Below are 23,894 nucleotides of genomic sequence, written 5' to 3' on the forward strand. Positions count from 1 at the left end.
CGGCCGCGCTGCGCCGGCCAGGCAAGGGGCCTCGGAGGTGTGACCCCGGACCCCGCTGCTCCCGCAGGACTCCCGCCGCCCGCCACGTGTACGGGAGGGCTGCCCGGCGTGGAGGACCGGATCCGGGCCCCGACGCCTGGGCAAGGCCCTGGGAAGGATGCCGCCGTGACTGCCACCGCACCGCCTTCGGCGCGCCGGGCCGCCTGTCTCCTGGCGCTCGCCGGGTTCCTGATCGCCTCACCCGGATCCGCGCCGCGGGCGCAGCAGTCCTTGCCCGACGGCATCGCCGCACCGGGCACCCGGCCCGTCCTGACGGTGCATGCCGCCGGCGCGCAGATCTACGAATGCACGGCCGATGCCGATGGCCGGCCCGGCTGGCGCTTCCGGGAACCCATCGCGGCCCTGTTCGTCAACGGCGTGACGGCCGGCCGGCATTTCGCAGGGCCGAGCTGGCAGCTCACCGACGGGGCCCTCGTCCTCGCCCGGGCCGCGGCCAGCGCGCCGGGTGCGACCACCGAGGACATCCCCTGGCTGAAGCTGGCGGTCATCCCGGGGCAGGCGAGCGGACGGCTTGCCGCCGTGACCGTGGTCCAGCGCATCAACACCCACGGGGGTACGCTCGCCGGCCCCTGCGACACGGTCGGCGCCCTCAGGCCCGTGCCCTATTCGGGCGACTACGTCTTCCTGGCTCCGGGGGGCTGATCGCGACGCCTTCCGCAACCCTTTGCCGTCCGGCGCGGGCGGCCTCTTGCGGCCGGGCGGAGGAGACCGGCCTGGCCGGGATGACAGGCAGGCGCGGCGCCCGATCCGGCGGCGCCGGGTCGTGTCGGACGCCCACGGCATCCGCAGGCCGACCGCGCAGCGCGCCGAGGCCCCCGGCCCCGGCCCGCCATCCCGCGCGGGCGGCCAGCCGGGCCATCGTCTCCGGATAGGCGAAAACGCCGGGAAGGCCGCCGGCTTGGATCCACAGGACGGTCTCCCCCCGCGCGAAGCGGCCCTGGCGCGCGAGCCCGATCAGTCCGGCCATGCATGATGCCGAGATGGCATCCGATCCCCAGGCTGGCGCAGGCCGCGGCGACCTGCCGTGCGGCGTTCGACTGCACGACACCGCCGCAGACGACGCAATCGGCCCCCTCCTGCAGGGCGGCCGCCAAGTCGAATTCCAGCTTCCTGCCTTGTTGCCGCCGGCGCCGAGGCCCCTGCAGCCGTCCCGCTTCACCCGGAGGGAGGCCAGGCCGAGCATGGCGCCGAGGCGGCGCATCCGCTCCGCCCTGGTCGGCAGATAGGCCAGGTCCAGGCGGGGGCACCGGGCCGTGAGGCCGGCCGGGCTTGCTCCTGCGATCATCGGCGTCACCCGTTCGAGGAGCGCCATCATGTCATGGAGGCCCGATCCGGGGACAGGGCCGCGAAGAGCGCGGCCTAGCCGCCGGAAGCCGCAACCCTGCCCCGGCGCAGGCGCCCGGAGGTCGGCGTCCGGATGCCGACCCCGGCCGCCGCCCTACCCCCCGGCCACCGCCAGCCGCCGCGCGCTGGCGATCCAGCGCTCGTAATCCTCGGGATCGGTGGTCGCGTCCCGCGCCGCCGTGGCGACCGCCGAGGGCAGCAGCCGCAGCAGCGTCGCCAGCGTCACCCGGTCCCGCTCGCTCTCCAGCCTCGCGGCGAAACCGCCGGCCAGCGCCTCCTCGCCGATCTGGAGGAAGGGTCCCGCCGCATCGGCATCGCTCGGCGGCCAGTGCTCGAACACCACCGGCCAGTCCGGCCGCTGGCGGATCTCCAGCACCGGGCTACCGGCGCTGACGGCCAGCTTGCAGCGCAGGCGCGGCCAGGCATGCTCGCCGGCGCGGATGCCCTCCAGCAGCAGGTCGAGGTGGCGGTAATTGCCGCCATCGGCGGCGAAGCGCTCCAGCAGCCGCACCGCCGCCGCAGCCGGCGCGCCGGCCGGCCTGGCGGGCAGGATGCGCAGCGGCGGCGGCTGGCGGCGCGCCGCCTCGGGCGGCGGCTGCACGGCGCGCAGGCCGTGCAACCGGGCGATCTCGACCCGCAGCACCGCCTCCGGCGCCTCGGCCCGGTTGCGCAGCACGATCGCCACCCCGCCCCGCCGCGGCGGGTTCACCGGCAGGGCGAGCGCCAGGCGCAGCACCCCTTCGCCGAAGGCGCCGGCATGCCAGCCGGACCAGCGGGCGCCCGGCGCGGTGACGGAAAGGTCGCCCTCGGCGCTGATCGTCGTCCCCTCCGGCTGCAGCCAGAGCGCGGCCTCGAGCGCCGCCGCATCGCCGAGCGTGACGGCGAGTTCGGCCTGCAGCAGGTCCAGCCCGTTCAGCGGCACGGCGGGCAGCACCACCAGCGCCTGCTCGCCGCCCGCGAGGCTCGCCACCAGCCGCGCCGGCTCCCGGCCGATGGCGACGCGCTCCACCCGGCCCACCGGCACGCGCGCGGTCTGCCAGACCTGCTGCGGCATGTCCGCCGGCACGCCGGTGGGCGGGGCGGACAGGCCGATCGCCTCGGCATCCCAATAGGCGGCCTGCACCAGTCGCCGCCCCGGCTGGGCGGTCCAGAGGCCGAAGGCGAGCGCGCGGCTCTCGGCCGCGCCGCCGGCGACCGCGACGGCGGCGCCGGCGACCGCGACGGCGGCGCCGGGCATCGGCGGCTCGGCCGAGAGCGAGAGGGCGAGGCGGTCGAAGGCCCCGAGATCCGCCGCCACCTCCAGCCAGGCGGTCTCGCGCAGGGCCCCCAGCGGCTCCGGCAGGTCGAGGGTCAGCCAGCCCGCCACCAGCGCGCGCCCCGGCAGCAGCCAGGCGCCGGCGATGCGGCCGCTCTCGGCGCCGATGAGGCGGATGCGCAGCGCCGCCTCGGCCCCCGCCCGCGCCTCCTTGAGGTGCAGGGCGATGGCGGCCAGCCCCTCCAGCTTCGTGCCGAGCGACTGGCCGAGCGCCAGCCGGCCGCCATGGGCCGCGACGGCGTGCCCGCCGGCGGAGGGCTCGGCCGATGCGACCAGCACCGGCGGGGCCGGCGGCGGCAGATGCGCGCTCGCCAGCCGGAGCGCGGCCTGGGCGACCCGCAGCGCCTCGTGCTCCTCGCGCAGCGCCACCAGCCCCTGCAGGGTGGCGGTCGCCTCCTCGGCACTCGCCGCGAGGGCGGCGATGGCCCGGGCGGCGACCGCGGGCATCGCGGCATTGCCGGTCGCCGCCTCGATCACCGGCGGCAGGGCGGCCGGCGCCGTCTCCCGCCACCAGCCGAGCAGCCCGGCGCTGTCGTCCGCGGCGGCGGCGACGATGCCGAGCACCAGGCCGGGCGCCGCCGGCAGCGGCTGGCCGGCCTCCCCGGCGGCCTCGCCGAAGGGGTGCAGCAGCGGCGCCCCCTCCCCCGCCCGCACCGTCCAGAGCGAGAGGCCGGGCAGGGCCAGCGCCTGCGGCGCCTTGACCCCGGGCAGCACGATCAGCTTCGGCCTGCCGTCGCAGAAGGCGGCCAGGCGGCCCGCCGCCACCTGCGGGATCATGGCGCGACCCGGGCGCTGCCGCGCATCGCGGCGTCCGCGATCATCGGGACCGCCGCCGGGACGGGCGCCAGGACAGGCGCCGGGCCGGGCGCCGGCACCAGCGCCTCCAGCCGGTCCAGGAACTCACGCATGCTGTCTTCCCATGTCAGGGCGCCGGCCCGGGCGGCGGCGCGGGCGCCGAGCGCACGCAGCGCCGCCCGGTCGGCGGCCAGCCGCTGGATGGCCTCGACGAAGCGCTGGATGATGGCCTCCTCCGGCAGGTCGGCGGGCACCAGCACGCCGTCCTCGCCCTCCGTCACGATCTCCCGCACCGCCCCGACATCGGTGGCGGCGACGGCGCAGCCCATGCGCTGCGCCTCCAGGATGACCAGCGGCACGCCCTCGAAGCGGGAGGGCAGGACCAGCAGGTCGGCCCAGGCATAGAGCGCGTCGAGCTCCTCCGGCGCCTGCACCGGCGGCGCGACCGGCACACCGAGCAGGGGCCGCGCCCCGTCGGCCAGCACCTCCCGCCCGACGACGCGCCAGGCGACCTCCGGCATGTCGGTCGCGGCGAGGATGGCGGCGAGGCGGTCGATGCCCTTCTGCGCATCCAGCCGGCCGAGGAAGAGCACCCTGAGCGGGCCCGTCCGCTCCGCGCGGTCGCGCAGCGCCGCCGCGACGCGGTCCGGATCGGCGGCATAGCCCGGGGCATTGCGGACGAGGCAGAGCTTGTCGCGCGGCAGTCCCTGGCCGATGCACCAGCGGCGCAGCGCCTCCGAGATCACCAGCACGCCGTCATAGGCGTGCTCATAGGCGGCGAGGGTTTGCGGATTGCCGTTCGGCTCGCCCCAGGCGGTGCGCTCGACCAGGTGCAGCGCGCCGAAGGCCTTCACGCCGAGCCGCCGCAAGGGCGCCATCAGCGCATGGCAGCCGACGGCATGGGTATTGACCACCACGTCGCAGAGCGCCAGCAGGCCGAGCGCATCGGCGGCCGCCGGATCGCGGTCCATGCGGGAGGTGACGCCGCCGAAATAGCCGGTGTCGAATTCCAGCCGGTCCTCGCCGAGGCCCTGGAAGAGCGTGACGGTATCGAAGCTCTCGGTGACCTCGGGGCCCCAGTCCATGGACAGCGCGCCGGCGACGACCAGATGCGTCCGCCAGCCGCGCCCGCGCAGCACGCGCGCCTGGCGCATCACCACCTTCTCGAGGCCGGCGAAGGCGAAGAGCGGCAGCAGGAAGCCGATCTCGCGCCGCCCGGGCTCGGGCAGCAGCGGCAGGGTGGTACCGAGGCCGATGGCGGCGCGGGCCGCCATCGCCATGCCGCGGCGCGCGCCGCGCCAGTCCGTGCGCCAGGGGCCCGGCATGCGGGCCGTGGCGAGGTGCAGCCGGCCGAGCGCGGCGATCTCCGCCTGCAGCCGCCGCAGCGCGCCGCTGCCCGGCGCCGGCAGTGGGCCGGGCAGCGTCAGGCGCAGCCGGGCGAGGGCCGGCAGCGGCACCTCGCCGTCGAGGCTGACGACCTCGGGCGAGAGCGGGTCCTCGGCGAGGCGCACCAGCCGCTCGCCGGTGAGCAGCAGCAGGGCGCTGCGCGCGACCGGCGCCGAGGGGCCATGCCGCAGCTCGAGCTCGAGGCCGGCCTCGCCCGGGACGATCTCGAGGGCGACCAGCTCATGCTCGCGCAGCAGCCGCTCCGCCCACCAAAGCAGCATGGGCAGCAGGCGCTGCCCGCGGAGCAGGTCGAGCGCCTCGCCCTCGGCGAAGAGGCAGAGGGCCGGCGCATGGACCGCGCCCGGCGCGCGCGCCGCGGCGAGCAGGCGGCGGCGGAGCTCCGGCGCCGCGACCTCCGCCGCCCGGTCGGGGTCGAGGAAGAGCAGCGCGCCGGGCCGCTCCGCCTCGAACAGCGCGATGCGCGGCGCCTCCGCGGCCTCGAGCGCGGCGAGGGCGCGCGGGGTCAGCAGCGGCGCATGGCGCTCCCGCAATTGCCGCAGCAGGTGGTCGCGCTGGCGCTCGGCGGCGGCGAGCATGCTCTCGGGGCGGCGGCGGTAGAGGAAGCCGGCCTCGGGCAGGTGCTGGCCGCGGAAGCCGGCGCGGGCGCATTGCAGCCAGAAGTCCCAGTCCTCGAAGCCGGCCCGCATGGCTGTCGTGTCGAAGCGCAGGCCGCGCTCGAGGACCTCGCGCCGCACCAGGCTGCCGGCCTCGCAGTAGTTCTGCACGATGAGGTGCAGCAGCGAGAAGTCGCCGCCGCAGGCGTTGTTCTGCTCGGCGCCGAACTCGTCGATGTCGGGATAGAACCAGCCGGTCGCGACCGGTGCCGCCTGCAGCGCCGCCCAGGCGCGCGCCAGGAAATGCGGCCGCAGCCGGTTGTCGGCATCGAGGAAGAACAGGGCGCGGCAATTCGGGAAGGCGGCGAGCGCGAAGTCGATCCCGGTATTGCGCGCGGCCGAGAGCCCGCGGTTGCGCTGGCGCAGCAGGAAGACCCGGCCGGGACAGGCCGCGGCATAGTGCAGCGCGACGGCGGCGGTCGAGGGCGAGGGGCAGCCGTCGTCGACGACGACGGCGGCCAGCGGCGGCGCGTCCTGCTGCCCCAGCACGGCCTCGATCGCCTCGGGCAGCAGGCCGGGCTGGTTCCAGGCGGGAATGACCACGGCCACCGCGACCGCGGCCGGATCCTGGGGCAGCATCGCCCGCGGCATGGTCACGGGACGCACGGGCAGGGAATCAGGCAAGGATCGTCCGCATGAAGCTGGCGTAACGGCGGAGCATGGCGGCCTCGTCCTGATCGAAGACGAAGCGGAAGGCCGCGTCCACGGCGGCTCTGGCGGCCGCGGGATCGTTCAACCGCATGGCAGCTTTGCCTGTCAAGTCACTGACACCACCGGTTGGTGCCACGGCCGCCAGGCTCGACGCGTCGGAACCATAGCACTCCAGCGCATCGCCCGAGGCGATGACCGGGCACCGCCGCGCCGCGGCCTCGAGGAAGACGAAGGGGCAGCCCTCGTTCCTCGAGGGCAGCAGCAGCGCGTCGGCGGCGAGCAGCCAGTCCGGCACGTCCTCGACATGGCCCGGCAGGCGCAGCGGGCCGAGGCGGCGGCCGGCCCGGCTCGCTTCCAGCTTCGGACGCAGCGAGCCCTCGCCGAGCGCCGCCAGCGTCGCCCCGGCCATGGCCTCCAGCCGCTCGGCGATCTCCGGCAGCAGGTCGGCCCCCTTCGACAATTCGAGCCGGCCGGCGAAGACCACCAGCCGCGCCGCCGGCGCCAGGCCGAGCCGGCGGCGCTGCCGCAGGCGGAGCGCGGCGCGCAGGCCGGGATCCTCCCGCGGCACCGGGACGCCGTTCGGGATGACGGTGAAGGCGGCCTCGGCCAGGCCGAGCAGCGCGGCGCTGCGGGCGGCGACGGGGGCGGAGACCGCGACCCAGTGGAAGGGCGCGGCGGGCAGCGCGGCGATCACGGCGCGGGCGGCCGCGGGCAGGGGCGGCTCCGGGTCATGCGGCGCCAGGTGGTGGATGACCAGCGCGCCGCGGCCCAGCGCCAGCAGCCCGCGCATGAGGCCGAGGCCATGGGTCGGCCAGGGGAGCGGCAGGATGACCAGGTCGGGCCGCGCCGTGGCGACGAGGCCGATCACCGCCTCCTCCTGCGCGGCGAGGTTCGCCTCCACCGCCGCCTTGGGGCGCCAGGCGAAGGGGCCGGGCCGGAACCGCACCGCGCTGCCCGGCCCGAGCAGGCCGGCGAAGCCGGGCTGCAGCGCAGGCTCGAGCGCGATGGTCACCTCGGCGCCCCTGGCCGCGAGGTCGCGCGCGAGGATGGCGGTGTGCTTCTCGGCGCCGCCCAGCTCGGTCGAGGGCAGCAGCACGAGGGCGCGGGCGAGGCGGTGGTCGGGTGGCTTCACGCGGCGGGCTCCGCCTGCAGGATGAGGAGATGCGCGGGGCCATGCGCGCGCTCCGCCAGGACCGCGAAGCCCGGCGGCGGCCCAAGGGGCGAACCATCGGGGCGCGAACCATCGGGGGGCGCACCATCGGGGGCGGCGCCGTACTCGGCCGCGACCAGCGCGCCGGGGGCGATCCAGCCGGCGGCGCGCAGGCCGGCCAGCGCCGCCTGCATCAGCCCCTCCCGGTAGGGCGGGTCGAGGAAGACGAGGCCGCAGGGCATGGCGGCGCGCGGCGGCCTGGTCGCATCGGCCGGCAGGACGCGGCAGCGCGCCTCCTCCCGGCAGGCCGCGATATTGGCGCGCAGCGCGGCCAGCGCGGCCCGGTCGGTCTCGAGGAAGGTCGCCGCGGCGGCGCCGCGCGAGAGCGCCTCCAGCCCGAGGGCGCCGGTGCCGGCGAAGGCGTCCAGCACCTGCGCGCCCTCGATCCGCGCCCGGCCCGCCCAGGGGGCATGCCAGAGCATGTCGAAGAGCGCCTGCCGGACCCGGTCGGCGGTGGGCCGGGTCCCCTGCCCGGCCGGGGCCTGCAGGCGGCGGCCGCGATGCCGGCCGGCGATGATGCGCATGGGCTAGCGGGAGAGCGCGTGGCGGGAGGGCGCGCGCCCCCTGGTCTCGGGGCGGCCCATCCGCAGGACGTGGAGGCGCCGGAGCGGCATCACCCCTCCCCGCCCTTCTCCGCCGCCTTCGCCGCGCGCCGCCGCTGCTGCGCCGGCGTCTCGGTCTTCAGCCCGAGCTGCTCGCGCAGCACCTTCGGGTTCACCTCCTCGATCGCCCCGCGCGGCAGGCTGCCGAGCTGGAAGGGGCCATAGGCCGTGCGGATCAGCCGCGACACGTGCAGGCCGAGATGCTGCATGACGCGGCGGATCTCGCGGTTCTTGCCCTCGTGCAGGGCGACGGTAAGCCAGGCATTGGCGCCCTTGCGGCTGTCGAGCCCGGCCTCGATCGGCGCGTAGCGTACGCCCTCGACCGTCACGCCGCGGGCGAGGTCGGCCAGCGCTGCCTCGTTCACCGCGCCGTTCACGCGCACGCGGTAGCGGCGGAGCCAGCCATTGGAGGGCAGCTCCAGCCGCCGCGCCAGCTCGCCATCGTTGGTCAGCAGCAGCAGGCCCTCGGAGTTCAGGTCGAGGCGGCCGACCGAGACGACGCGCGGCAGGCCGGGCGGCATCTGCTCGAAGACCGTCGGGCGGCCCTTCTCGTCGCGGTGCGTCGTCACCAGGCCGGCCGGCTTGTGGTAGCGGAAGAGGCGGGTGCGCTGCGGCTCCGCGACATGGCGGCCATCGACGGTGACGAGGTCGCCCGGACGGATGAAGGTGGCGGGGCTCTCCACCACCTTGTTCTCGAGCTTCACCCGCCCCTCGGCGATCAGCTTCTCCGCGTCGCGCCGGCTGGCGATGCCGGCGCGGGCCAGCCACTTGGCGATTCGCTCGCCGCGCTCGGGCGACTCGCCGGCGTCCTCGGGCTCGTCAGCCACGGCAGGCCTGCACGAAGGCGGAAAAGATCAGCGGGTCGGCCGGGTCCACGGCGTATTCCGGGTGCCACTGCACGCCGAGGGCGAAGCGGTGGCCGGGATGCTCCAGCCCCTCCACCACGCCATCCGGCGCCACGGCATTCACCACCGCGCCGGGACCAGGGGTCGCGACGGCCTGGTGGTGCGCGCTGTTCACCGCCATGCGCGGCCGGCCGACGATGCTGGCGAGCAGGGTATTGCCGGCGATCGAGACCTCATGCCCCGGCTCCGTCCGCGGGTTCGGCTGCTCATGCGGCAGGGCGCCCGGCACGGCATCCGGGATGTGTTGCACGAGCGTGCCGCCGAAGGCGACGGCCAGGAGCTGCTGCCCGCCGCAGATGCCCAATACCGGCAAGTCCTTCGCCAGCGCGGCGCGGGTCGCGGCCAGTTCGAAGTCGGTGCGGCCCGGCTTCAGCGTCACGCTCGGGTGCAGCGGCTCCTCGCCCCAGAGGGCGGGGTCGACGTCGAAGGCGCCGCCGGTGACCAGCAGGCCGTCGATGCGCTCGAGGTACTCGGCGGCGAGGGCGGGCTCATGCGGCAGCGCGACGGGCAGGCCGCCAGCCGCGATCACCGCCGCGAAGTAGTTCTGCCGCAGCGCGTACCAGGGGAGCTTCGACCAGCCGCCGGCCGGCTCCGAATCGAGGGTCAGGCCGATCAGGGGGCGACGGGTCATGCCGCGAGATAGCCGCGCCGCCCGCGCCGCGTCCAGCGCGGCGGGGCTGGCGGCGCGGCGCTTCGCCATGTAATTGCTGCTCACATGACCTGGTCCGGACAGCGGCGCGGCTACCATCACGGCAACCTGCGGGAGGCGCTGGTGCAGGCCGCCGTGTCGCTCATCGCCGAGCATGGGCCGGCCGGCTTCAGCGTCGCGGAGGCGGCGCGGCTGGCCGGCGTCAGCCCGGGCGCGCCCTACCGGCATTTCCGCGACGCCGAGGCGCTGCTGGCCGAGGTCGCGCGGCAGGGCTTCGAGCGCTTCGCCGAGGCCCTCTCGGCGGCCTGGCAGGACGGCGCGCCGGAGCCGCTGGCCGCCTATGAGCGGCTCGGCCGCGCCTACCTGGAATTCGCCCGCACCGAATCCGCCTACTACGCCGCGATGTTCGAGACGCGGCTGGCGGCGGAGGACCATCCCGGGCTGCAGGCCGCCGGCGACCGCGCCTTCGGCGTGCTGCGGGAGGCGACGGAGCGGCTGATCGCCCGCGCGCCGGACATCCGCCGCCCGCCGGCGCTGATGGTGGCGCTGCATGTCTGGTCCATGGCGCATGGCATCGCCTCCCTCTTCTGCCGTCCCGACCGGTCGCGGCGGAAGCTGCCGATGACGCCGGAGGAGCTGCTGGAGGCGGGGCTGCTGATCTACCTGCAGAGCCTGGGGCTGGCCGGCGGGCCCTGAGGCCGCCGCGCTGTGCGGTCCGTCACGGCGGGCGCGCGGATTTCCCTTGAAACCGCGGGGCGCCAGGGCCAATGTAAGTATGTCTTGCATACACGAGGAGCATGCAGATGCCTGCCACCGCACAGCCTGGCGCTGTCCCGCCCGGCGCCTATGGAAACGCCGCGGCCGGACCCGCCGGCTGGGGTGCGCCCCCCTGGGCCTCGAACGGCCGCCCCGATCGCGGCTTCGACCATGGCTTCAACCATGGCTTCAACCCTTGGGCCTTCGTCTGGTCGGTGCCGAAGCCGCTGCTGATCGCGGCCATGGTGCTGGGCTTCATCGCCTTCTGGCCGATCGGCCTCGCGGTGCTGTTCTTCCTGATCGGCAGCGGGCGGATCGGCGGCCGCTGGTCGCGCCGCTATGCCGCCAATCAGGCGCCGGGTCCCTGGGCAATGCCGGGTGGCTGCGGCTGGCGCGGCTGGGCGCGGCAGGAGGCACCGGCATCCGGCAACCGCGCCTTCGACGAGTACCGGCAGGAGACGCTGCGCCGGCTGGAGGAGGAGCAGCGCGAGTTCGGCGAGTTCCTGGAGCGCCTGCGCGTCGCCAAGGACAAGGCCGAGTTCGACCAGTTCATGGCCGAGCGCCGGCAGCGCCCCGCCTCCCCGCCGCCGGCGCCGGAGCCGCCGGCCCAGGGCTGACGCGGCCCGCTGGCCGGAAGGCCGCAGGAATCCCCACGAAGCGCCGCTTCGTGGGGATTTTTGCATTGGCGCGCAGGTTGTTAATCTCTGTTCAACTCTAAGCCGACATGGCTCGCGCCCTTCACCAAGGGCCTACCATGCCTGACCCGACCAGACGCGGCCTGCTCGCCGGCAGCGCCGCGCTCGCCACCGCCCTCGCCCGCCCGGCTTCCGCCGCGCCGCGCAGCCTGCGGCTCGGCCACATCAACGGCGCGGGCTCGCAGCTCGGTGCCGCCTGCACCGCCTTCGCCGCCGCCGTCGCCGCCTCCCCCGTCCTCGCGCCCGTCCTCAAGGTCGAGGTGCACCCGAACGGAGCCCTGGGCGGCGAGGCGGAGATGGTCCAGGCCTGCCTCGACGGCACGCTCGACCTGGTCTTCACCACCTCCGTCGTGGCCGGCGCCCTGGCGCCGGAGGCCGGCCTGCTCGATGCCGCCTACCTCTTCCGCGACAAGGCGCATGCGCGCGCCGCGCTCGACGGCAGCATCGGCGAGGAGATCGCGGCACTGCTCGGCCGGAAGAACCTGCCGATCCTCGCCTGGGGCGAGAACGGCCCGCGGCATGTCACGGCGAACAAGCCGGTGCGCAGCCCGGCCGACCTGCAAGGCCTCCGGATCCGCGTGCCGCAGTCCGAGGTGATGCTGGCCGGCTTCCGGGCGCTCGGCGCCCTGCCCGAGCCGCTGGCCTTCCCGCAGATCTTCGAGGCCCTGCGCACCGGCCGCTTCCAGGCGCAGGAGAACCCCGTCTCCACCATCGTCGCGGCCGGGTTCGAGAAGGTGCAGAGCCACCTGTCGCTGACCGGCCACATCTACAGCGCCGCCTTCTTCGCCGCCTCCGGGGACCTGATGGAGGACCTCGACGAGGCGCAGCGCGCCGCGCTCCGCGACTGCGCCCGCGCCGGCGCGCGCGCCTCGCGCGAGGCGGTGGACACGGCCGAGCGCGATGGCGTCGCGAAGCTGCGGGCCGGCGGCATGACCATCGTCACGGATGTCGACCGCGCGGCGATGGCCGCCGCGGCGCGGCCGGCGCTCGAGGCGCTCGGCCGGCAGCACGGCGCCGACCTCATCCGCCGCATCCAGTCCCTCGGAGCCTGACACGATGCGACGATTGCGCTCGATCCCCTTCCGCATCGCGGGAGGCTTCGCGGTCCTGCTGGCGATGCAGCTCGGCGTCGCGGGCATGGTGCTGCTGAGCGACCGCGCCTCCGAGGAGGCGCTCCTCGCCGATACCGCGGCGACCCAGGCGATGACGCGCGTCACCGCGCTCGAGGCGTCGTTCGGCACCGCGCTCCGGCGACTCGATGCCTATCTGCGCAGCGCGGGCCAGGCCGAGCAGGCGGCCCTCGGCGAGGCGCTCGGCGCGCTCGAGACGACGGCCCGTGGCCTCGGGGGGGATGGCGGGACGGTCGGCCTCCCGGCGCTGGTCGGGACGGCCCGGACCGCCGTCGCCGCCGTCTCCGAGGCCGGCGAGATGCAGCGGGGGGCCATCGCCGGCCTGACCGCCGCGATCATCGCCAGCGGCAATGCCCTCGGCGCGCTGGCCGAGACGGCGGCGCGGACCGCCGGGCGGGAGCAGGCGGAACCGGCCACCGCGGCACTGGTGGCGGCCGGCCGGGCGACCGCCGCCGCGACCCGCTTCGGCATGACCGGCGTGGCGGCGGAGCGCGAGGCGGCCGCGGCCGACATCGCCCGGGCGCGGGAGGCGCTGGAGACGCTCCGCCAGCCGGATGCCGCCGGCGCGCGGCTGCAGCGCCTGGCCGGGACCTCGGCGAAGGCGCTGGAGGCACTCTCGCGCTCGCTCGCCGCGACGGCGGCGGCGCTCGAGGCGCGCGCGACGCGGCTCGAGGCGCTGGAGGCGGCCGAGGCCCGCGTCGCGGAGGCGGTGGGCAGGGCCAGGACCACCCTCGCGGCGGAGCGGACGAGCCGGCGCGGCGCGCTGCAGGCGGCGCTCGGCGCCATCCGGGCGACGACCCTCGCGGCGGCCGGCGCGGCCCTGCTGGCCGGCCTGGTGCTGGCCCTGCTGGTCGGGCGGTCGATCACCCGCCCGGTCGCGCGGCTGCAGGCGGCCATGGACCGCATGGCCGCCGGCGCGCTCGACACCGCGGTGCCGGGGCGCGAGCGGCAGGACGAGCTCGGCGCCATGGCGCTGGCGCTGACCGGCCTGCGCGACGCGGCCGCCCGGGCGCGGGAGCTGGAGGCGGCGGCCGCCGGCGAGCGCGAGCGGATGGAGGCCGCGCGCCGCGACTCGCAGCACCTGCTGGCGGCGGAGATGGAGCGCAGCGTGCAGGGCATCGTGGTCGCGCTGACCGGCGCGGCCTCCGAGCTCGGCCGCACCACCCGGGCGCTGGAGCAGACGGCCGATGCCACGGCCGAGGAGGCGCGGGCCGCGGCCGGCAGCACCGCCACCACCACCGAGAGCGTGCAGGCGGTGGCGGCGGCGGCCGAGGAGATGGCGACGAGCATCGGCGAGGTGACGCGCCAGGTCGCCGAAGCCGTGCGGGTCACCGGGCGGGCGCTGCAGGAGGCGCGGGCGACCGACGGCACGGTGCGCGGCCTTGCCGAGGCGGCGGCGCGCATCGGCGAGGTGGTGCACCTGATCAGCGACATCGCCGGCCAGACCAACCTGCTGGCGCTGAACGCGACGATCGAGGCCTCCCGCGCCGGCGAGGCCGGCAAGGGCTTCGCCGTGGTGGCGAGCGAGGTGAAGGAGCTCGCGGCGCAGACCGCCAGGGCGACCGAGGAGATCGGCGCCCAGATCGGCGCCATGCAGCAGGCGACGGAGCAGGCGGTCGGCGCGATCCGCGACATCTCCGTCACCGTCGCGCAGACCAGCGAGATCGCGGGCAGCATCGCCGCGGCGATCGAGCAGCAGGGCGCGGCGACGCAGGAGATCGCCCGCAGCGCCGCGCAGGCGGCGGCCGGCACGAGCGAATCCTCGGCGAGCGTCGGCCAGGTGACGCGGACGGTGGGCCAGGCGAGCGAGGCGATCCACGGCATCGTCGGCTCCACCGCCGAGGTGGCCCGCCAGGGCGAGGTGCTGAGCCGCGAGGTGACGGCCCTGGTCGCGCGCCTGCGCGCGGCGGCCTGAACCGGCCGGCGCCTGTCCCGACGCCTGCCGGCGGGCATGGCGCGCGGGCCGGAGCGGGCCGCCGCAGGGCGGCAAAGCCCGGAGGCGTGACGCCGCTCCGCAGGTTGGAGTCCCGGCGCATTCCCACGCTGCACGGCCGGCGTGGGAATGGGAGCGGCGGCGGTTCATGCCTGTCGGCATGAGCCGCTGTCGCGGGCCGGGGGTCCTGCCGGACGCGACGCGCGGCCTGGCGGCAGGGTGGTCCGCGGCGGCCTGCCGCGGCGCCGGCCGCCATGCGATGCTGCGGGCATGACGCCGATCGAGCTCGCCCTGGAGGAGGCCCGCGCCGCTGCGGCGCGCGGCGAGGTGCCGGTCGGCGCGGTGGTCACCGATGCCGCAGGCGCGGTGCTGGCGCGCGCGGGCAACGAGGTGGAGGCGCGGCACGACGCTTCGGCGCATGCCGAGCTGCTGGCGCTGCGCGCCGCGGCGGCGCGGCGCGGCAGCAAGTTCCTCGCGGACTGCACCCTGACCGTGACGCTCGAGCCCTGCCCGATGTGCGCCCAGGCCGCGAGCTTCTTCCGGCTGCGGCGCGTGGCCTTCGGCGCCTATGACCCGAAGGGCGGCGGGGTGGAGCACGGCGCCCGCGTGCTCGCGGCGCCGAGTTGCCACCACCGGCCGGAGGTGGTCGGCGGCCTGCGCGAATCGGACTGCGCGGCGCTGCTCCGGGGCTTCTTCGCGGCGCGGCGCTGAGCGGACCGGCGCCGGGCGGCGCGAATCGGCCCGGGACCTCCCTGGCCGGCGGCCTTGCCGGAGGGCAGGCCCGGCGCGGTCATGTCCGGGTCCGGCGGCGCGGCCTGCCGGCGTCCGGGATGCGGCTGGCATGGGACGCCCGGCCCCGCCCGGCGCGGCCGGCGGGCGGCCTGGCGGGCCTCCCTCAGCCGGCGCGACGGCCTCGCGCGGCGGTCAGGTCCTGGCCTCCTCGACGATCGCGATGGGCTGGGCCGGCGTCTCCGCTTCCTCCATCTCGGCGGGCGGCGAGTCGGGCTCCTCGGCCGCCGCGGCGGGCAGCGCCGAACTGGCGAGGCTGGCCGAGAGCAGCAGCCGCCGCAGGAAATCGCCCCAGGGATCGGCACGCTTCTCCATGCGCCTCACCTCCGGCCCGTGCTGATGGCGGTCATGGCAACGCCCGACATGCTTCGTTCCCCTGCCGTCGGCGCCAGTATTGCACGGTCCATGTGGCGCGATCACGGCAGAAACAATACTGAATGTTTCTAGGGCCCTTCCGGGCGGATCTTCATGTTTCACATGATCGTGAGCTTGATTGCTGAAAGGTTCATCGCTTCTTCGGAGCACCGGGGCGACGCCGGCCGTGGCGCAGGTTACAAGCCCTGCCGGATCGTCCGCCAACTCGAAGGAACATGCGTCCATGATCGCCCGCCGCCGGCTCTTCGCCGCCTCCCTGCTCGTCCCCGGGATCGCGCGGGCCCAGGCGCAGGCCGATCGGGGGGCAGCGCCCGACACCTGGCCGGCCCGCCCGGTCCGCATCCTCCTCGCCTACCCGCCGGGCGGGAGCACCGATGTGCTGGCGCGCACATTGGCCGAGCGGCTGGCGGTCGCGATCCCGGGACCGGGCTTCGTGGTGGAGAACCGGCCCGGCGGCGCGGCGGTGGTCGGCACCCAGGCGGCAGCGACCGCGGCGCCGGACGGCCATACCCTCGCCCTCGGCAACAACCAGACCCATGCGGCCAATGCCGCCATGGTGCGCGACCTGCCCTATCGTCCCGTCGAGGATTTCGCCGCCATCGGCCGCCTCGCCGAGGTGCACCATGCGCTGGTGGTGCCGGCAACCTCGCCGGTCCGGACGCTGGCGGAGCTTGCCGCGCGCGGGCGGGGCGGCGGGCGGCTGACCTATGCCTCCTCCGGCGTCGGCTCCGCCAGCCACGTCATCGCCGAGAGCTTCGTGCGGCAGGAGGGGCTGGAGGCGACGCATGTGCCCTATCGCGGCGGCGCCCAGGCCACGACCGACACGGTGGCGGGGGTGGTCGATTTCTTCGTCTCCACCTGGCCGCAGGTGATGGCGCTGGTGAAGGAAGGGCGGCTGCGGGCGCTCGGCATCGGCGCGCCGCGGCGGCTGCCGGAATTCCCGGAGGTCCCGACTTTCGCCGAGGCGGGGGCGTCCACCATGGCGGTGGATGCCTGGTTCGGCCTCTGGGCGCCGGCGCGGACGCCGGAGGCGATCATCGCCCGGCTATCCGAGGCGCTGCCGCGCATCCTGGCCGAGCCGGAGACCGCCGCGCGCCTCGCCGGGCTCGGCTTCACGCCGGCGCCGCTGCCGGCCGCGGAATTTGCCGCCTTCCAGCGGGCCGAAGTGGAACGCTGGCGTCGCCTCGTCGAGTTGACCGGCATTCGCCTGGAGGGCTGATCAACCCCAAGGTCACGGCTCGCCCACCGCAAACGGTCACTGGCAGAAGACCTGAAAAGGACCGGTATTTTTCTGGTCCTGTTTTCATTTCCGACTGGCGCCATATCGAGGAACTTAGGACGACAACTTTCCTCACTTGAGCTTCTTCATCGCTTTGACACAATTGACACGGATTTTTTAGCTGCGCTGCGGCACCGGCCTTGGGATGAATGCTGCATCGCCGCAGCAGGCGCGGAGCCTGTTGCGACGACGCCTGTGCCGCGGAGCCAGCCCCGCGCAGGACGAAGATCCCCGGGGACCGGGAGGCTCCGGGAGATCGTCTGGCCGCACCGCCACCCCGCGGCGGTGTCAGTGGACCTGCTCGACGCTGTCCCGGGACGCGAGCGGCCGGCGCATCGGCGCCGGTAGCCGCAAGGGGGACGCGCGAGCCGAAGACCAGAACCGATCCGGATGGCGTGGGCAGGCCCCTCGCCCCAAGGCGAGACGGCGTCCGGATCACTGCATGCTCCAAGAAGAAGGAAGCATCCAATGGCCGACACCAACAGCAAGTCCTCGCAGGACACCAGGACCGCCGCCGTCGAGGCGACGCAGCGCGCCGCCGGCGCCGCCAATGATGCGGGCCAGCGCGGCTTGGCCGCGGCGGGCGAGGCGGCCAGGGCCGCCGGCGGCATGGCGCAGCGCGGCGCGGCGACCGCGGCCGAGACCGCGCGGCAGGGCGGCCGGGCCTCGGCCGAGGCGGTCCGCCAGGGCGGCGCCGCGCTGGCCCGGACCGGGCAGGCCGCGGCCGAGGTGACCGCGCGTGGTGCGCAGGCCGGCGCGGAAGGCCAGCGCCTGCTGGCCGAGGAGGCCGCCGACCGCTTCGAGGAGATGGGCCAGCAGGTGGCCGAGGCGATCCAGCGCGGCACGCGCGAGATGCGCCGGATGATGGTGCTGCCGCACCTGGCCGAGGGCGGGTTGCGCGACATGCAGCAGGCGCTCAACGGCCTGGTCGAGGGCGTGGTCCGGACCAACCTGCGGACCATGCAGGAGATGGTCCGGCTGGCCAATCCCGGCGGCGTCGTCGAGTTGCAGCAGCGCTTCGCCGCCGAGTATCTCGGCGCGCTGATGGAGGGCGGGACCGTCATCCTGCAGGCGGCGCGGCGCACCGCCGACGAGGCCCTGCAGCCGCTCGAGCGGCAGCTCGAGGCGCGCCGGGGGCAGGCCGGGGCGCAGGGCGGCCGGGTGGCCGACGTGATGAGCCGCGAGGTGCGCGTGGCCAGCCCGGAGGACACCGTGCAGCAGGCGGCGCGGCTGATGCGGGAGGAGGACACCGGGGTCCTGCCGGTCGGCGAGAACGACCGCCTCGTCGGCATGGTGACGGACCGCGACCTCGCGCTCCGCGTCGCCGCCGAGGGCCGCGACGCCGCGAGCACCAAGGTGCGGGAGGTGATGACGCCCGAGGTGCGCTACGTCTTCGAGGACGAGGACCTGCACCAGGCGGCCGACAGCATGGCCGAGCAGCAGGTGCGGCGGCTGCCGGTGGTCAACCGCGACAGGCGGCTGGTCGGCATCCTCTCGCTCGGCGACATGGCGCGGGAGGGCCGGACGCCGCGCCTGGCCGGGCGCGCGCTCGGCGGCGTCGCGCGCGAGGGCGGGCTGCACACCCAGACGGCGGCGGAGTAGCGGCATTCCCCGGGGCGGCCAGCGGCCGCCCCGTCCCGCGCCCACCCCTCGGGGCGTGGTCATGCCGGCAGACGTCAGGACGTCTGCCGATGTCGGTATCGCAGGCAGGGTTGCCGGGTCCCTGCCGCAGCCGGGCCGCGATGGGGACCCGGTGCGGCAGCCGCGCGCCATGCCAGCCTGCACCGATGCCGGCCGCTGTCAGAGATACCGGCCGCGCTCCAGGATCTCGAGCGTGTATTCCCGGTAGGTCATGCCGAGTTCCTCGGCCCGCGCCAGGCGGCGCAGGGCGATCTCGCGCGGCGCCTTCCAGGCCTGCTTCACCTTCTTCCGCCAGACGTAGCCGCGCCAGGATTCCTCGGGGTCGAGCGGCGGGCCGTTGTTGTGGCCAGGGCGCGGCAGGGGTGCCGTGCTCTCGGGCAGCGGCGGCAGCGGGCGGCGGCGACGCGGACGTGGGAGTGGGCGCATGCGCGTGATCCTCCGGCAACGGTCGAGCAAGCGCCAGGCCAGCCGGTCATCCCGCCTTCCTCTCCCAGCCGCGCTGGCCCTGCTGCCAGTAGGAGAGCGCATGGCCCGCCGCCTTGGCCGCGCTCCAGCGCCGGCGCGCCGCCTGCACCGCCGCCTCGTCGGCGCCGTCGAAGAGGTCCAGCACCCGGTCGAAGAGCGCGAGGCGCGCGCTCTCGGCGCCGTCGACCAGGAACAGGAATCGGGCGCCGTTCGGCGCCCCTTCCTCCCCCACATCCTCGGCCGTCAGCCAGATCGGCTGCTGCGCCGCATGCCCCATCGCCTTGCTGCCATGCGGCAGCCAGTCCGGGTCGGTGCCGAGCCAGAGCGCCGAATCGAGCGCGGCCACCCGCTCCTCGCTGCCGCAGAGGACGAGGGCGCGGCCGCCCGTCGCCAGCACGCGGCCGAGCAGCTTCGGCAGCGCCTGGTCGAGCGGGGTGCGGGTCAGGTGGTAGAAGGCGATGTCGGTCATGCGGTGGCCAGGGCCAGCCTTACCACGGGACGCGCCCGGCGCGGAGCCGGGACGCAGGTTGCGGAACAGGCGGGCCGTTAGCGGTTTCGCAGCCTCTCCGGGGCGAGGAATGGCGCCGGTTGCAACAGGTCGGCGCGATGGACGGCAGCATTCTTCCCCAGGGCAGGACGAGGCCAGGGCGGCAGGAGGGCGGGGAGGCGACGCCCGAGCGGGTGCTCGCCCTCGCCGACGAGGCGGCGGGGCTGGTGACGGCGCGGCTGCGGGCCATCCGCGACATCACGCGGCAGACCCGCATCCTCGCGCTCAATGCCACGATCGAGGCGGCGCGGGCCGGCGAGAGCGGCCGCGGCTTCGCCGTGGTGGCCAACGAGGTCCGCGGCGTGGCCGGCGAGGTCGCCCGCCTCTCGGAGGACATGGAGAGCGAGTTGCGCGGCGCCTTCGATGCGCTGCGCGATGTCGGCCTGCGGATGGCGGAGACGGTGCGCGGGCAGCGGCTGGTCGACCTGGCGCTGAACGCCATCGAGATCATCGACCGCAACCTCTATGAGCGCACCTGCGACGTCCGCTGGTGGGCGACCGATGCGGCGGTGGTGGAGGCGGCGGCCGATGCGGCGCCGGCGCGGCTGGCGCATGCCGCGGCGCGGCTCGGCGTCATCCTCGGCGCCTATACGGTCTATCTCGACCTCTGGCTTTGCGACCTCTCGGGGCGGGTGATCGCCAATGGCCGGCCGGATCGATGGCAGGCGGCGGGCCTCGACGTCTCGGGCGAGGGCTGGTTCCAGGCGGCGCTGCGATCGGGCAGCGGCGAGGAATTCGCGGTGGCCGATGTGGCGCGGCCGGCCGCCGTCGGCGGCGCGCCGGTCGCCACCTATGCCGCCGCGGTGCGGGAGGGCGGGGAGACCCGGGGCCGCGTCATCGGCGTGCTGGGCATCCATTTCGACTGGGGCCCGCAGGCGGAGGCGGTGGTGCGCGGCGTGCGGCTGACGCCGGAGGAGGCGGGGCGGACGCGCGTGCTGCTGCTGGATGCGGAGGGGCGGGTGCTCGCCGCCTCCGACGGAAAGGGCGTGCTGGAGGAGCGGGTCCCGCTCGCGGCCGGCGGCCGTGAGTCCGGCTTCTACCGCGACGGCGGCCGCACCGTCGCCTTCCACCGCACGCCGGGCTACGAGACCTACAAGGGCCTCGGCTGGTACGGCGCGCTGGTGCAGGCGGCGGGGTAGCACCCGCAACCGCGAAGGCGTCCGTGGCGCCTTCGACGGCGTCGAAGGCGACCATTGCGTCGAGCCATGCGGCAGGCGCGGCGTCAAGGATGCGCCGAAGGCGCACCGCGCGTCGTTCTGAAGGCGCGCTACTCGCGCGACGCGCGGCTTCGTCCTTGACGCCGCGCCTGCCGCATGGCGTTTGCTTGGGGTCGCTCGACGGGGTCGAGCGCCCGCATCGGGCCCTCACGATAAGGGCGCTCAGCCGCCCGTCTCGGCGAGGCGCCCGGCGGTGTCGGCCGCGCCCATCTGCTCCGCCGCGGCGCGCGCCGTGTAGCCCGCACCGTCCTCGACCAGGGGATTGGCCCCGCGCGCCAGCAGCAGGTCCAGGATCTCCAGGCGATTGAACATGGCGGCGACCATCAGGGCGGTCCGCCCGCCCTCCCCGCGCCCGTCCACCGCCGCGCCCTTGTCCAGCAGCAGCCGCACGATATCGGCCGCGCCCTTGAAGGCGGCCGCGGCCAGCGGCGTCTGGCCACGGTCGTTCGCCAGGTCCGGATCGGCGCCGGCGTCCAGCAGCACGCGCACCGTCCCGGGATGCCCGTGATAGGCGGCCAGCATCAGCAGGCTGTCGCCCTTCTCGTTGCGCAGGTTCGGCGGCAGGCCGCGGTGGAGCACCGCGGCCAGCGCCTCGGCCTCCCCGCCGCGGGCCGCCTGGAAGACGCGGCGGGCGAAGGCCAGGGTCTCGGCGTCGAGACCCTGCTGCGCCCCCGGGGCTGCCGCCTCGCTCATTCCGCCGCCTGCTGGCCGGGCTGCAGGCCCTGCGGCGCCTCGCGCCGGCCGCTGGCATAGGTCGGGCCCTGGCGCGTGGTGAGGAAGGGCTGGTCGTCCTGCTGGCGCATGCATTCTCCCTGGAACATGCCGCAGGCCCGGGGGGCGGCGGCACGCGATGCGGTCGGGTCCGGGGCGGATGGGGCAGGGCCGCCCGGCCGGTTGCGGCCAGGCAGGGCGCGACCTCGGCCGCCGGTGGGTTGGCAAACGCCGCATACCGGGGAGGTTTCCACCGGGCGTCGAGCGTCATCGCGACAGAACACGCGAAACGTGAGCGGCAGCCGCGAAGAGGAACGGACCGGAATCGCAGGGAAGATGAAGGGCCGGCGCCCTCTGCCACCGGATGCGGACGCACTGTCCCATCCGCCGCTCTATGGGTCGAAAAGATAACCATTTCGTGATGACGCCGAGATGATCCATTCTGGTTTTGACCAAGTCCATGCGCCTATGCTGCTGCATGGGTGCAAAGAAGAGAGTATTTCGCAGAACATACCGGACCTGCTTTGCACCGAGGCGGAAACCGACCATCCCGGCTTCCTGACGTCTCTGGCATTATCGCGCGGCAGTCTTGTATTTGGCCATTCGTTTCGATGTCTTGGCTTCGACTGGGTGCATTCCATTCGGAAGGCAAGGCTGCCGGCAGGCTGATCGGCCGGCATTTCATGAGAGGCGGTTCGTCGAGGACCCGGCCGGAACGGTCCGGTGGCCGGCAGCGCCCCGCACGTCGCGCGGCGCCGGGCCCCGGCACCGTCGCGCCCGGCCAGGATGGGAGGACAGGCATGGAACGTCGGAATTTCCTCAAATCGGCAGGCATGGCGGCCGCGGCGGGGGCCCTCGCCGGCAAGGAAGGCATCGCCGGGTCCGGCGACGCGCCACCCGGCCCGGTGCCGGGGCCGCAGCCCAACATCCTGTTCATCCTCGTCGACGAGATGCGCTTCCCGTCGGTCTTTCCCGAAGGCGTCACCGATGCCGGCGGCTTCCTGCAGAAGTTCATGCCGAACGTTTATTCGCTCTGGCAACGCGGCGTGAAATTCGGGCAGCACTACACCGCCGCATCGGCCTGCACGCCCTCCCGCGGCGTCCTCATCACGGGCCTCTACAGCCAGCAGAGCTGGCTGATGCAGACGCTGACGAACGAGCCGGGCCAGGTCTCCGCCACGCCGCCGCTGAACCCGGCCTACCCGACCTACGGCAAGCTGCTCCGCCGGGCCGGCTACCAGACGCCCTATGTCGGGAAATGGCACGTCTCGTTCGAGGTGGTGACGGGCCTCGAGCCCTATGGCTTCCGCGGCCTCACCACGCCGGACCCCGTGGGCTACAACCTGCAGGGCACGGTGGGCCAGAAGCCCGGCACGCCCTACTACCAGTACACCTTCCTGAACGACGAGGACATCGCGCAGCAGGCCGTGCAGTGGCTCGGCCGCCGCCGCGCCGACGACCGCCCCTGGTGCCTGACCGTCAGCTTCGTCAATCCGCACGACCAGGAGTTCTTCTGGGCCGGCACCGAGTTCCAGACCTACAACAACCTTTTCCCCGACGGATCGGCGCTGCAGCCGGTCAAGAAATACTCGACGCCGGGCGATCCGCCGGTGGTCGCCTGGGACGACAACCCGCTGAAGTCGCCCGGCTCCTACGGCTACCCAGCGCTTCCCCCCAACTGGGAGAGCGCGGCGACGCTGCAGGCCAACAAGCCCTCCACCCAGGTCATGGGACAACTGGCCTCGGCCGCGATCTTCAGCGGCATCGCCCAGGAAACGCCCGACCAGACCGGCTTCTCGGTCCGGCGCTACCCGATCCCGGACAGCAGCGTGAACATCGGCTACGGCGTCGCGCCCTTCGGCTACTGGCAGCGCTGCCTCGACTCCTACACCGCCATCATGCAGATCGTGGACCAGCGCATCGGGGAGGTCCTGCAGGCCCTGCCGCGCGAGGTGGCCGACAACACCATCATCGTCTTCGCCTCCGACCACGGCGAATATGCCGGGGCGCATGGCTTCATGTCGGGCAAGATCCTGACCTGCTACGACGAGGCCTTCCACGTGCCTCTCATCGTCGTGGACCCGAGCCACCGCTTCGTCGGCGAGACGGAGACGCTGCGGACCGGGCTGACATCCTCGGTGGACATGCTGCCGCTCCTCGTCAGCCTGGGCAACAACGGCACGCAGGACTGGCTGTCCGGCCGCCTCGACAGCATCTACGGGGCCCGGCACGACATGCTGCCGATGCTCCGCTCCGCCTCGGCGCCGGGGCGGCCCTATGTGCTCCTGGCCTCGGACGAGCTCATTCCGGCGAAGTTCAACTTCAACGACTCCCCGATCCACATCGCCGGGATCCGCACGTCATCGGCCAAGCTGGCGACCTATGCGACATGGACGCCGCGGACGGGGCGGATCGAGCCGGGCACGGTCGAGCTGGAGTTCTACGACTACGCCACGCCCGAGGGCGTGGCGGAGCTGGCGAACACGCCCGGCGACGAGCGGGCGCAGCAGATGTCGCGCCTCCTGCTCGACGACCTGATCCCGAACGAGTTGCGCGCGAGATTGCCGGGCGCCCTCGCCGCTGCCCAGGACCTCTCGAAGGCCGCCTATCTCTTCACCGAGGCGCAGGCGCTCGACACGAGCGCGCCCACGCCCGTCCGCGACCTCCTCGCGGGGTTAGGCTACGGGCGGGAATTCTGAGGCCCGGCGGCCGCCCGCCGCGGCGGGCGGCCGTCGAAGCCGGAGGCCGGTCCGCGGCGATCCCGG

21 protein-coding genes are annotated in these 23,894 nt (G+C 75.0%); 11 read left to right on the forward strand and 10 right to left on the reverse strand.

Annotated features, from left to right (window positions below):
- Positions 1-165: 165 nt before the first annotated feature.
- The gene (locus Q7A36_RS22110) at positions 166-702 is read left to right on the forward strand and encodes a DUF3455 domain-containing protein (RefSeq protein ID WP_305105923.1); all 537 of its coding nucleotides are present in this window, start codon (positions 166-168) and stop codon (positions 700-702) included.
- 796 nt (positions 703-1,498) lie between these two features.
- Here the strand turns inward: Q7A36_RS22110 and Q7A36_RS22115 are convergent.
- The 6 genes from Q7A36_RS22115 to Q7A36_RS22140 form a co-directional block, all read right to left on the reverse strand.
- The gene (locus Q7A36_RS22115; protein ID WP_305105924.1) at positions 1,499-3,496 is read right to left on the reverse strand and encodes a DUF6212 domain-containing protein; all 1,998 of its coding nucleotides are present in this window, start codon (positions 3,494-3,496) and stop codon (positions 1,499-1,501) included.
- The gene (locus tag Q7A36_RS22120) at positions 3,493-6,198 is read right to left on the reverse strand and encodes a glycosyltransferase (RefSeq protein ID WP_305105925.1); all 2,706 of its coding nucleotides are present in this window, start codon (positions 6,196-6,198) and stop codon (positions 3,493-3,495) included. Before Q7A36_RS22120 ends, Q7A36_RS22115 begins: the two co-directional genes overlap by 4 nt.
- Complete coding sequence (locus Q7A36_RS22125) at positions 6,191-7,357, reverse strand: glycosyltransferase family 4 protein (protein ID WP_305105926.1); 1,167 nt, start codon at positions 7,355-7,357, stop codon at positions 6,191-6,193. The genes Q7A36_RS22120 and Q7A36_RS22125 overlap by 8 nt, the downstream gene beginning before the upstream one ends.
- Entirely contained in the window at positions 7,354-7,959 is a 606-nt protein-coding gene (gene rsmD / locus Q7A36_RS22130; RefSeq protein WP_305105927.1) for a 16S rRNA (guanine(966)-N(2))-methyltransferase RsmD, read from the reverse strand. Before rsmD ends, Q7A36_RS22125 begins: the two co-directional genes overlap by 4 nt.
- Positions 7,960-8,048: 89 nt before the next feature.
- Positions 8,049-8,864, reverse strand: coding sequence for a pseudouridine synthase (locus Q7A36_RS22135; protein ID WP_305105928.1), 816 nt, complete (start codon positions 8,862-8,864; stop codon positions 8,049-8,051).
- Positions 8,857-9,573: a gamma-glutamyl-gamma-aminobutyrate hydrolase family protein gene (locus Q7A36_RS22140; RefSeq protein ID WP_305105992.1), complete on the reverse strand. Its 717-nt coding sequence runs from the start codon at positions 9,571-9,573 to the stop codon at positions 8,857-8,859. Before Q7A36_RS22140 ends, Q7A36_RS22135 begins: the two co-directional genes overlap by 8 nt.
- Positions 9,574-9,657: 84 nt before the next feature.
- Between Q7A36_RS22140 and Q7A36_RS22145 the strand changes: the two genes are divergently transcribed.
- From Q7A36_RS22145 to Q7A36_RS22165, 5 genes are all read left to right on the forward strand, one after another.
- Positions 9,658-10,287: a TetR/AcrR family transcriptional regulator gene (locus tag Q7A36_RS22145; RefSeq protein WP_305105929.1), complete on the forward strand. Its 630-nt coding sequence runs from the start codon at positions 9,658-9,660 to the stop codon at positions 10,285-10,287.
- Positions 10,288-10,394: 107 nt separating this feature from the next.
- Positions 10,395-10,964: a DUF2852 domain-containing protein gene (locus tag Q7A36_RS22150; RefSeq protein WP_305105930.1), complete on the forward strand. Its 570-nt coding sequence runs from the start codon at positions 10,395-10,397 to the stop codon at positions 10,962-10,964.
- 137 nt (positions 10,965-11,101) lie between these two features.
- The gene (locus Q7A36_RS22155) at positions 11,102-12,094 is read left to right on the forward strand and encodes a TRAP transporter substrate-binding protein (protein ID WP_305105931.1); all 993 of its coding nucleotides are present in this window, start codon (positions 11,102-11,104) and stop codon (positions 12,092-12,094) included.
- Positions 12,095-12,098: 4 nt separating this feature from the next.
- Positions 12,099-14,087, forward strand: coding sequence for a methyl-accepting chemotaxis protein (locus Q7A36_RS22160; protein WP_305105932.1), 1,989 nt, complete (start codon positions 12,099-12,101; stop codon positions 14,085-14,087).
- A gap of 288 nt (positions 14,088-14,375) precedes the next feature.
- Positions 14,376-14,816, forward strand: coding sequence for a nucleoside deaminase (locus Q7A36_RS22165; protein WP_305105933.1), 441 nt, complete (start codon positions 14,376-14,378; stop codon positions 14,814-14,816).
- A gap of 213 nt (positions 14,817-15,029) precedes the next feature.
- Here the strand turns inward: Q7A36_RS22165 and Q7A36_RS22170 are convergent, their stop codons facing one another.
- Positions 15,030-15,209, reverse strand: a complete 180-nt coding sequence (locus Q7A36_RS22170; RefSeq protein ID WP_305105934.1) for a hypothetical protein — start codon at positions 15,207-15,209, stop codon at positions 15,030-15,032.
- Positions 15,210-15,492: 283 nt separating this feature from the next.
- Here Q7A36_RS22170 and Q7A36_RS22175 point away from each other — a divergent pair, with 283 nt between their 5' ends.
- Together Q7A36_RS22175 and Q7A36_RS22180 are read left to right on the forward strand one after the other, a co-directional pair.
- A complete protein-coding gene (locus Q7A36_RS22175; protein WP_305105935.1) occupies positions 15,493-16,488 on the forward strand; it encodes a Bug family tripartite tricarboxylate transporter substrate binding protein in 996 nt (331 codons plus the stop codon).
- A 528-nt stretch (positions 16,489-17,016) separates the two neighbouring features.
- Positions 17,017-18,150 carry a CBS domain-containing protein gene (locus tag Q7A36_RS22180; protein ID WP_305105936.1) on the forward strand — a complete coding sequence of 378 codons (1,134 nt, stop codon included), beginning with the start codon at positions 17,017-17,019 and terminating at the stop codon, positions 18,148-18,150.
- Between the two features lie 198 nt (positions 18,151-18,348).
- Here the strand turns inward: Q7A36_RS22180 and Q7A36_RS22185 are convergent, their stop codons facing one another.
- Both Q7A36_RS22185 and Q7A36_RS22190 read right to left on the reverse strand, forming a co-directional pair.
- A complete protein-coding gene (locus Q7A36_RS22185; protein WP_305105937.1) occupies positions 18,349-18,615 on the reverse strand; it encodes a hypothetical protein in 267 nt (88 codons plus the stop codon).
- Positions 18,616-18,661: 46 nt separating this feature from the next.
- Positions 18,662-19,123, reverse strand: coding sequence for a DNA polymerase III subunit chi (locus Q7A36_RS22190; RefSeq protein ID WP_305105938.1), 462 nt, complete (start codon positions 19,121-19,123; stop codon positions 18,662-18,664).
- Between the two features lie 119 nt (positions 19,124-19,242).
- On the opposite strand from Q7A36_RS22190, the gene Q7A36_RS22195 reads away from it, so the two are divergent.
- The gene (locus tag Q7A36_RS22195) at positions 19,243-20,340 is read left to right on the forward strand and encodes a methyl-accepting chemotaxis protein (RefSeq protein WP_305105939.1); all 1,098 of its coding nucleotides are present in this window, start codon (positions 19,243-19,245) and stop codon (positions 20,338-20,340) included.
- A gap of 240 nt (positions 20,341-20,580) precedes the next feature.
- Here the strand turns inward: Q7A36_RS22195 and Q7A36_RS22200 are convergent, their stop codons facing one another.
- Complete coding sequence (locus Q7A36_RS22200) at positions 20,581-21,111, reverse strand: ankyrin repeat domain-containing protein (RefSeq protein WP_305105940.1); 531 nt, start codon at positions 21,109-21,111, stop codon at positions 20,581-20,583.
- 450 nt (positions 21,112-21,561) lie between these two features.
- Here Q7A36_RS22200 and Q7A36_RS22205 point away from each other — a divergent pair, with 450 nt between their 5' ends.
- Positions 21,562-21,798 (forward strand): hypothetical protein, encoded by a 237-nt coding sequence (locus tag Q7A36_RS22205; RefSeq protein WP_305105941.1) that lies wholly within the window; start codon positions 21,562-21,564, stop codon positions 21,796-21,798.
- A 131-nt stretch (positions 21,799-21,929) separates the two neighbouring features.
- Positions 21,930-23,828, forward strand: a complete 1,899-nt coding sequence (locus tag Q7A36_RS22210; protein WP_305105942.1) for a sulfatase-like hydrolase/transferase — start codon at positions 21,930-21,932, stop codon at positions 23,826-23,828.
- Positions 23,829-23,894: the final 66 nt, after the last annotated feature.

The sequence above is a fragment of the Paracraurococcus lichenis genome (genome assembly GCF_030657435.1).
Classification (GTDB): Bacteria; Pseudomonadota; Alphaproteobacteria; order Acetobacterales; family Acetobacteraceae; genus Paracraurococcus; species Paracraurococcus lichenis.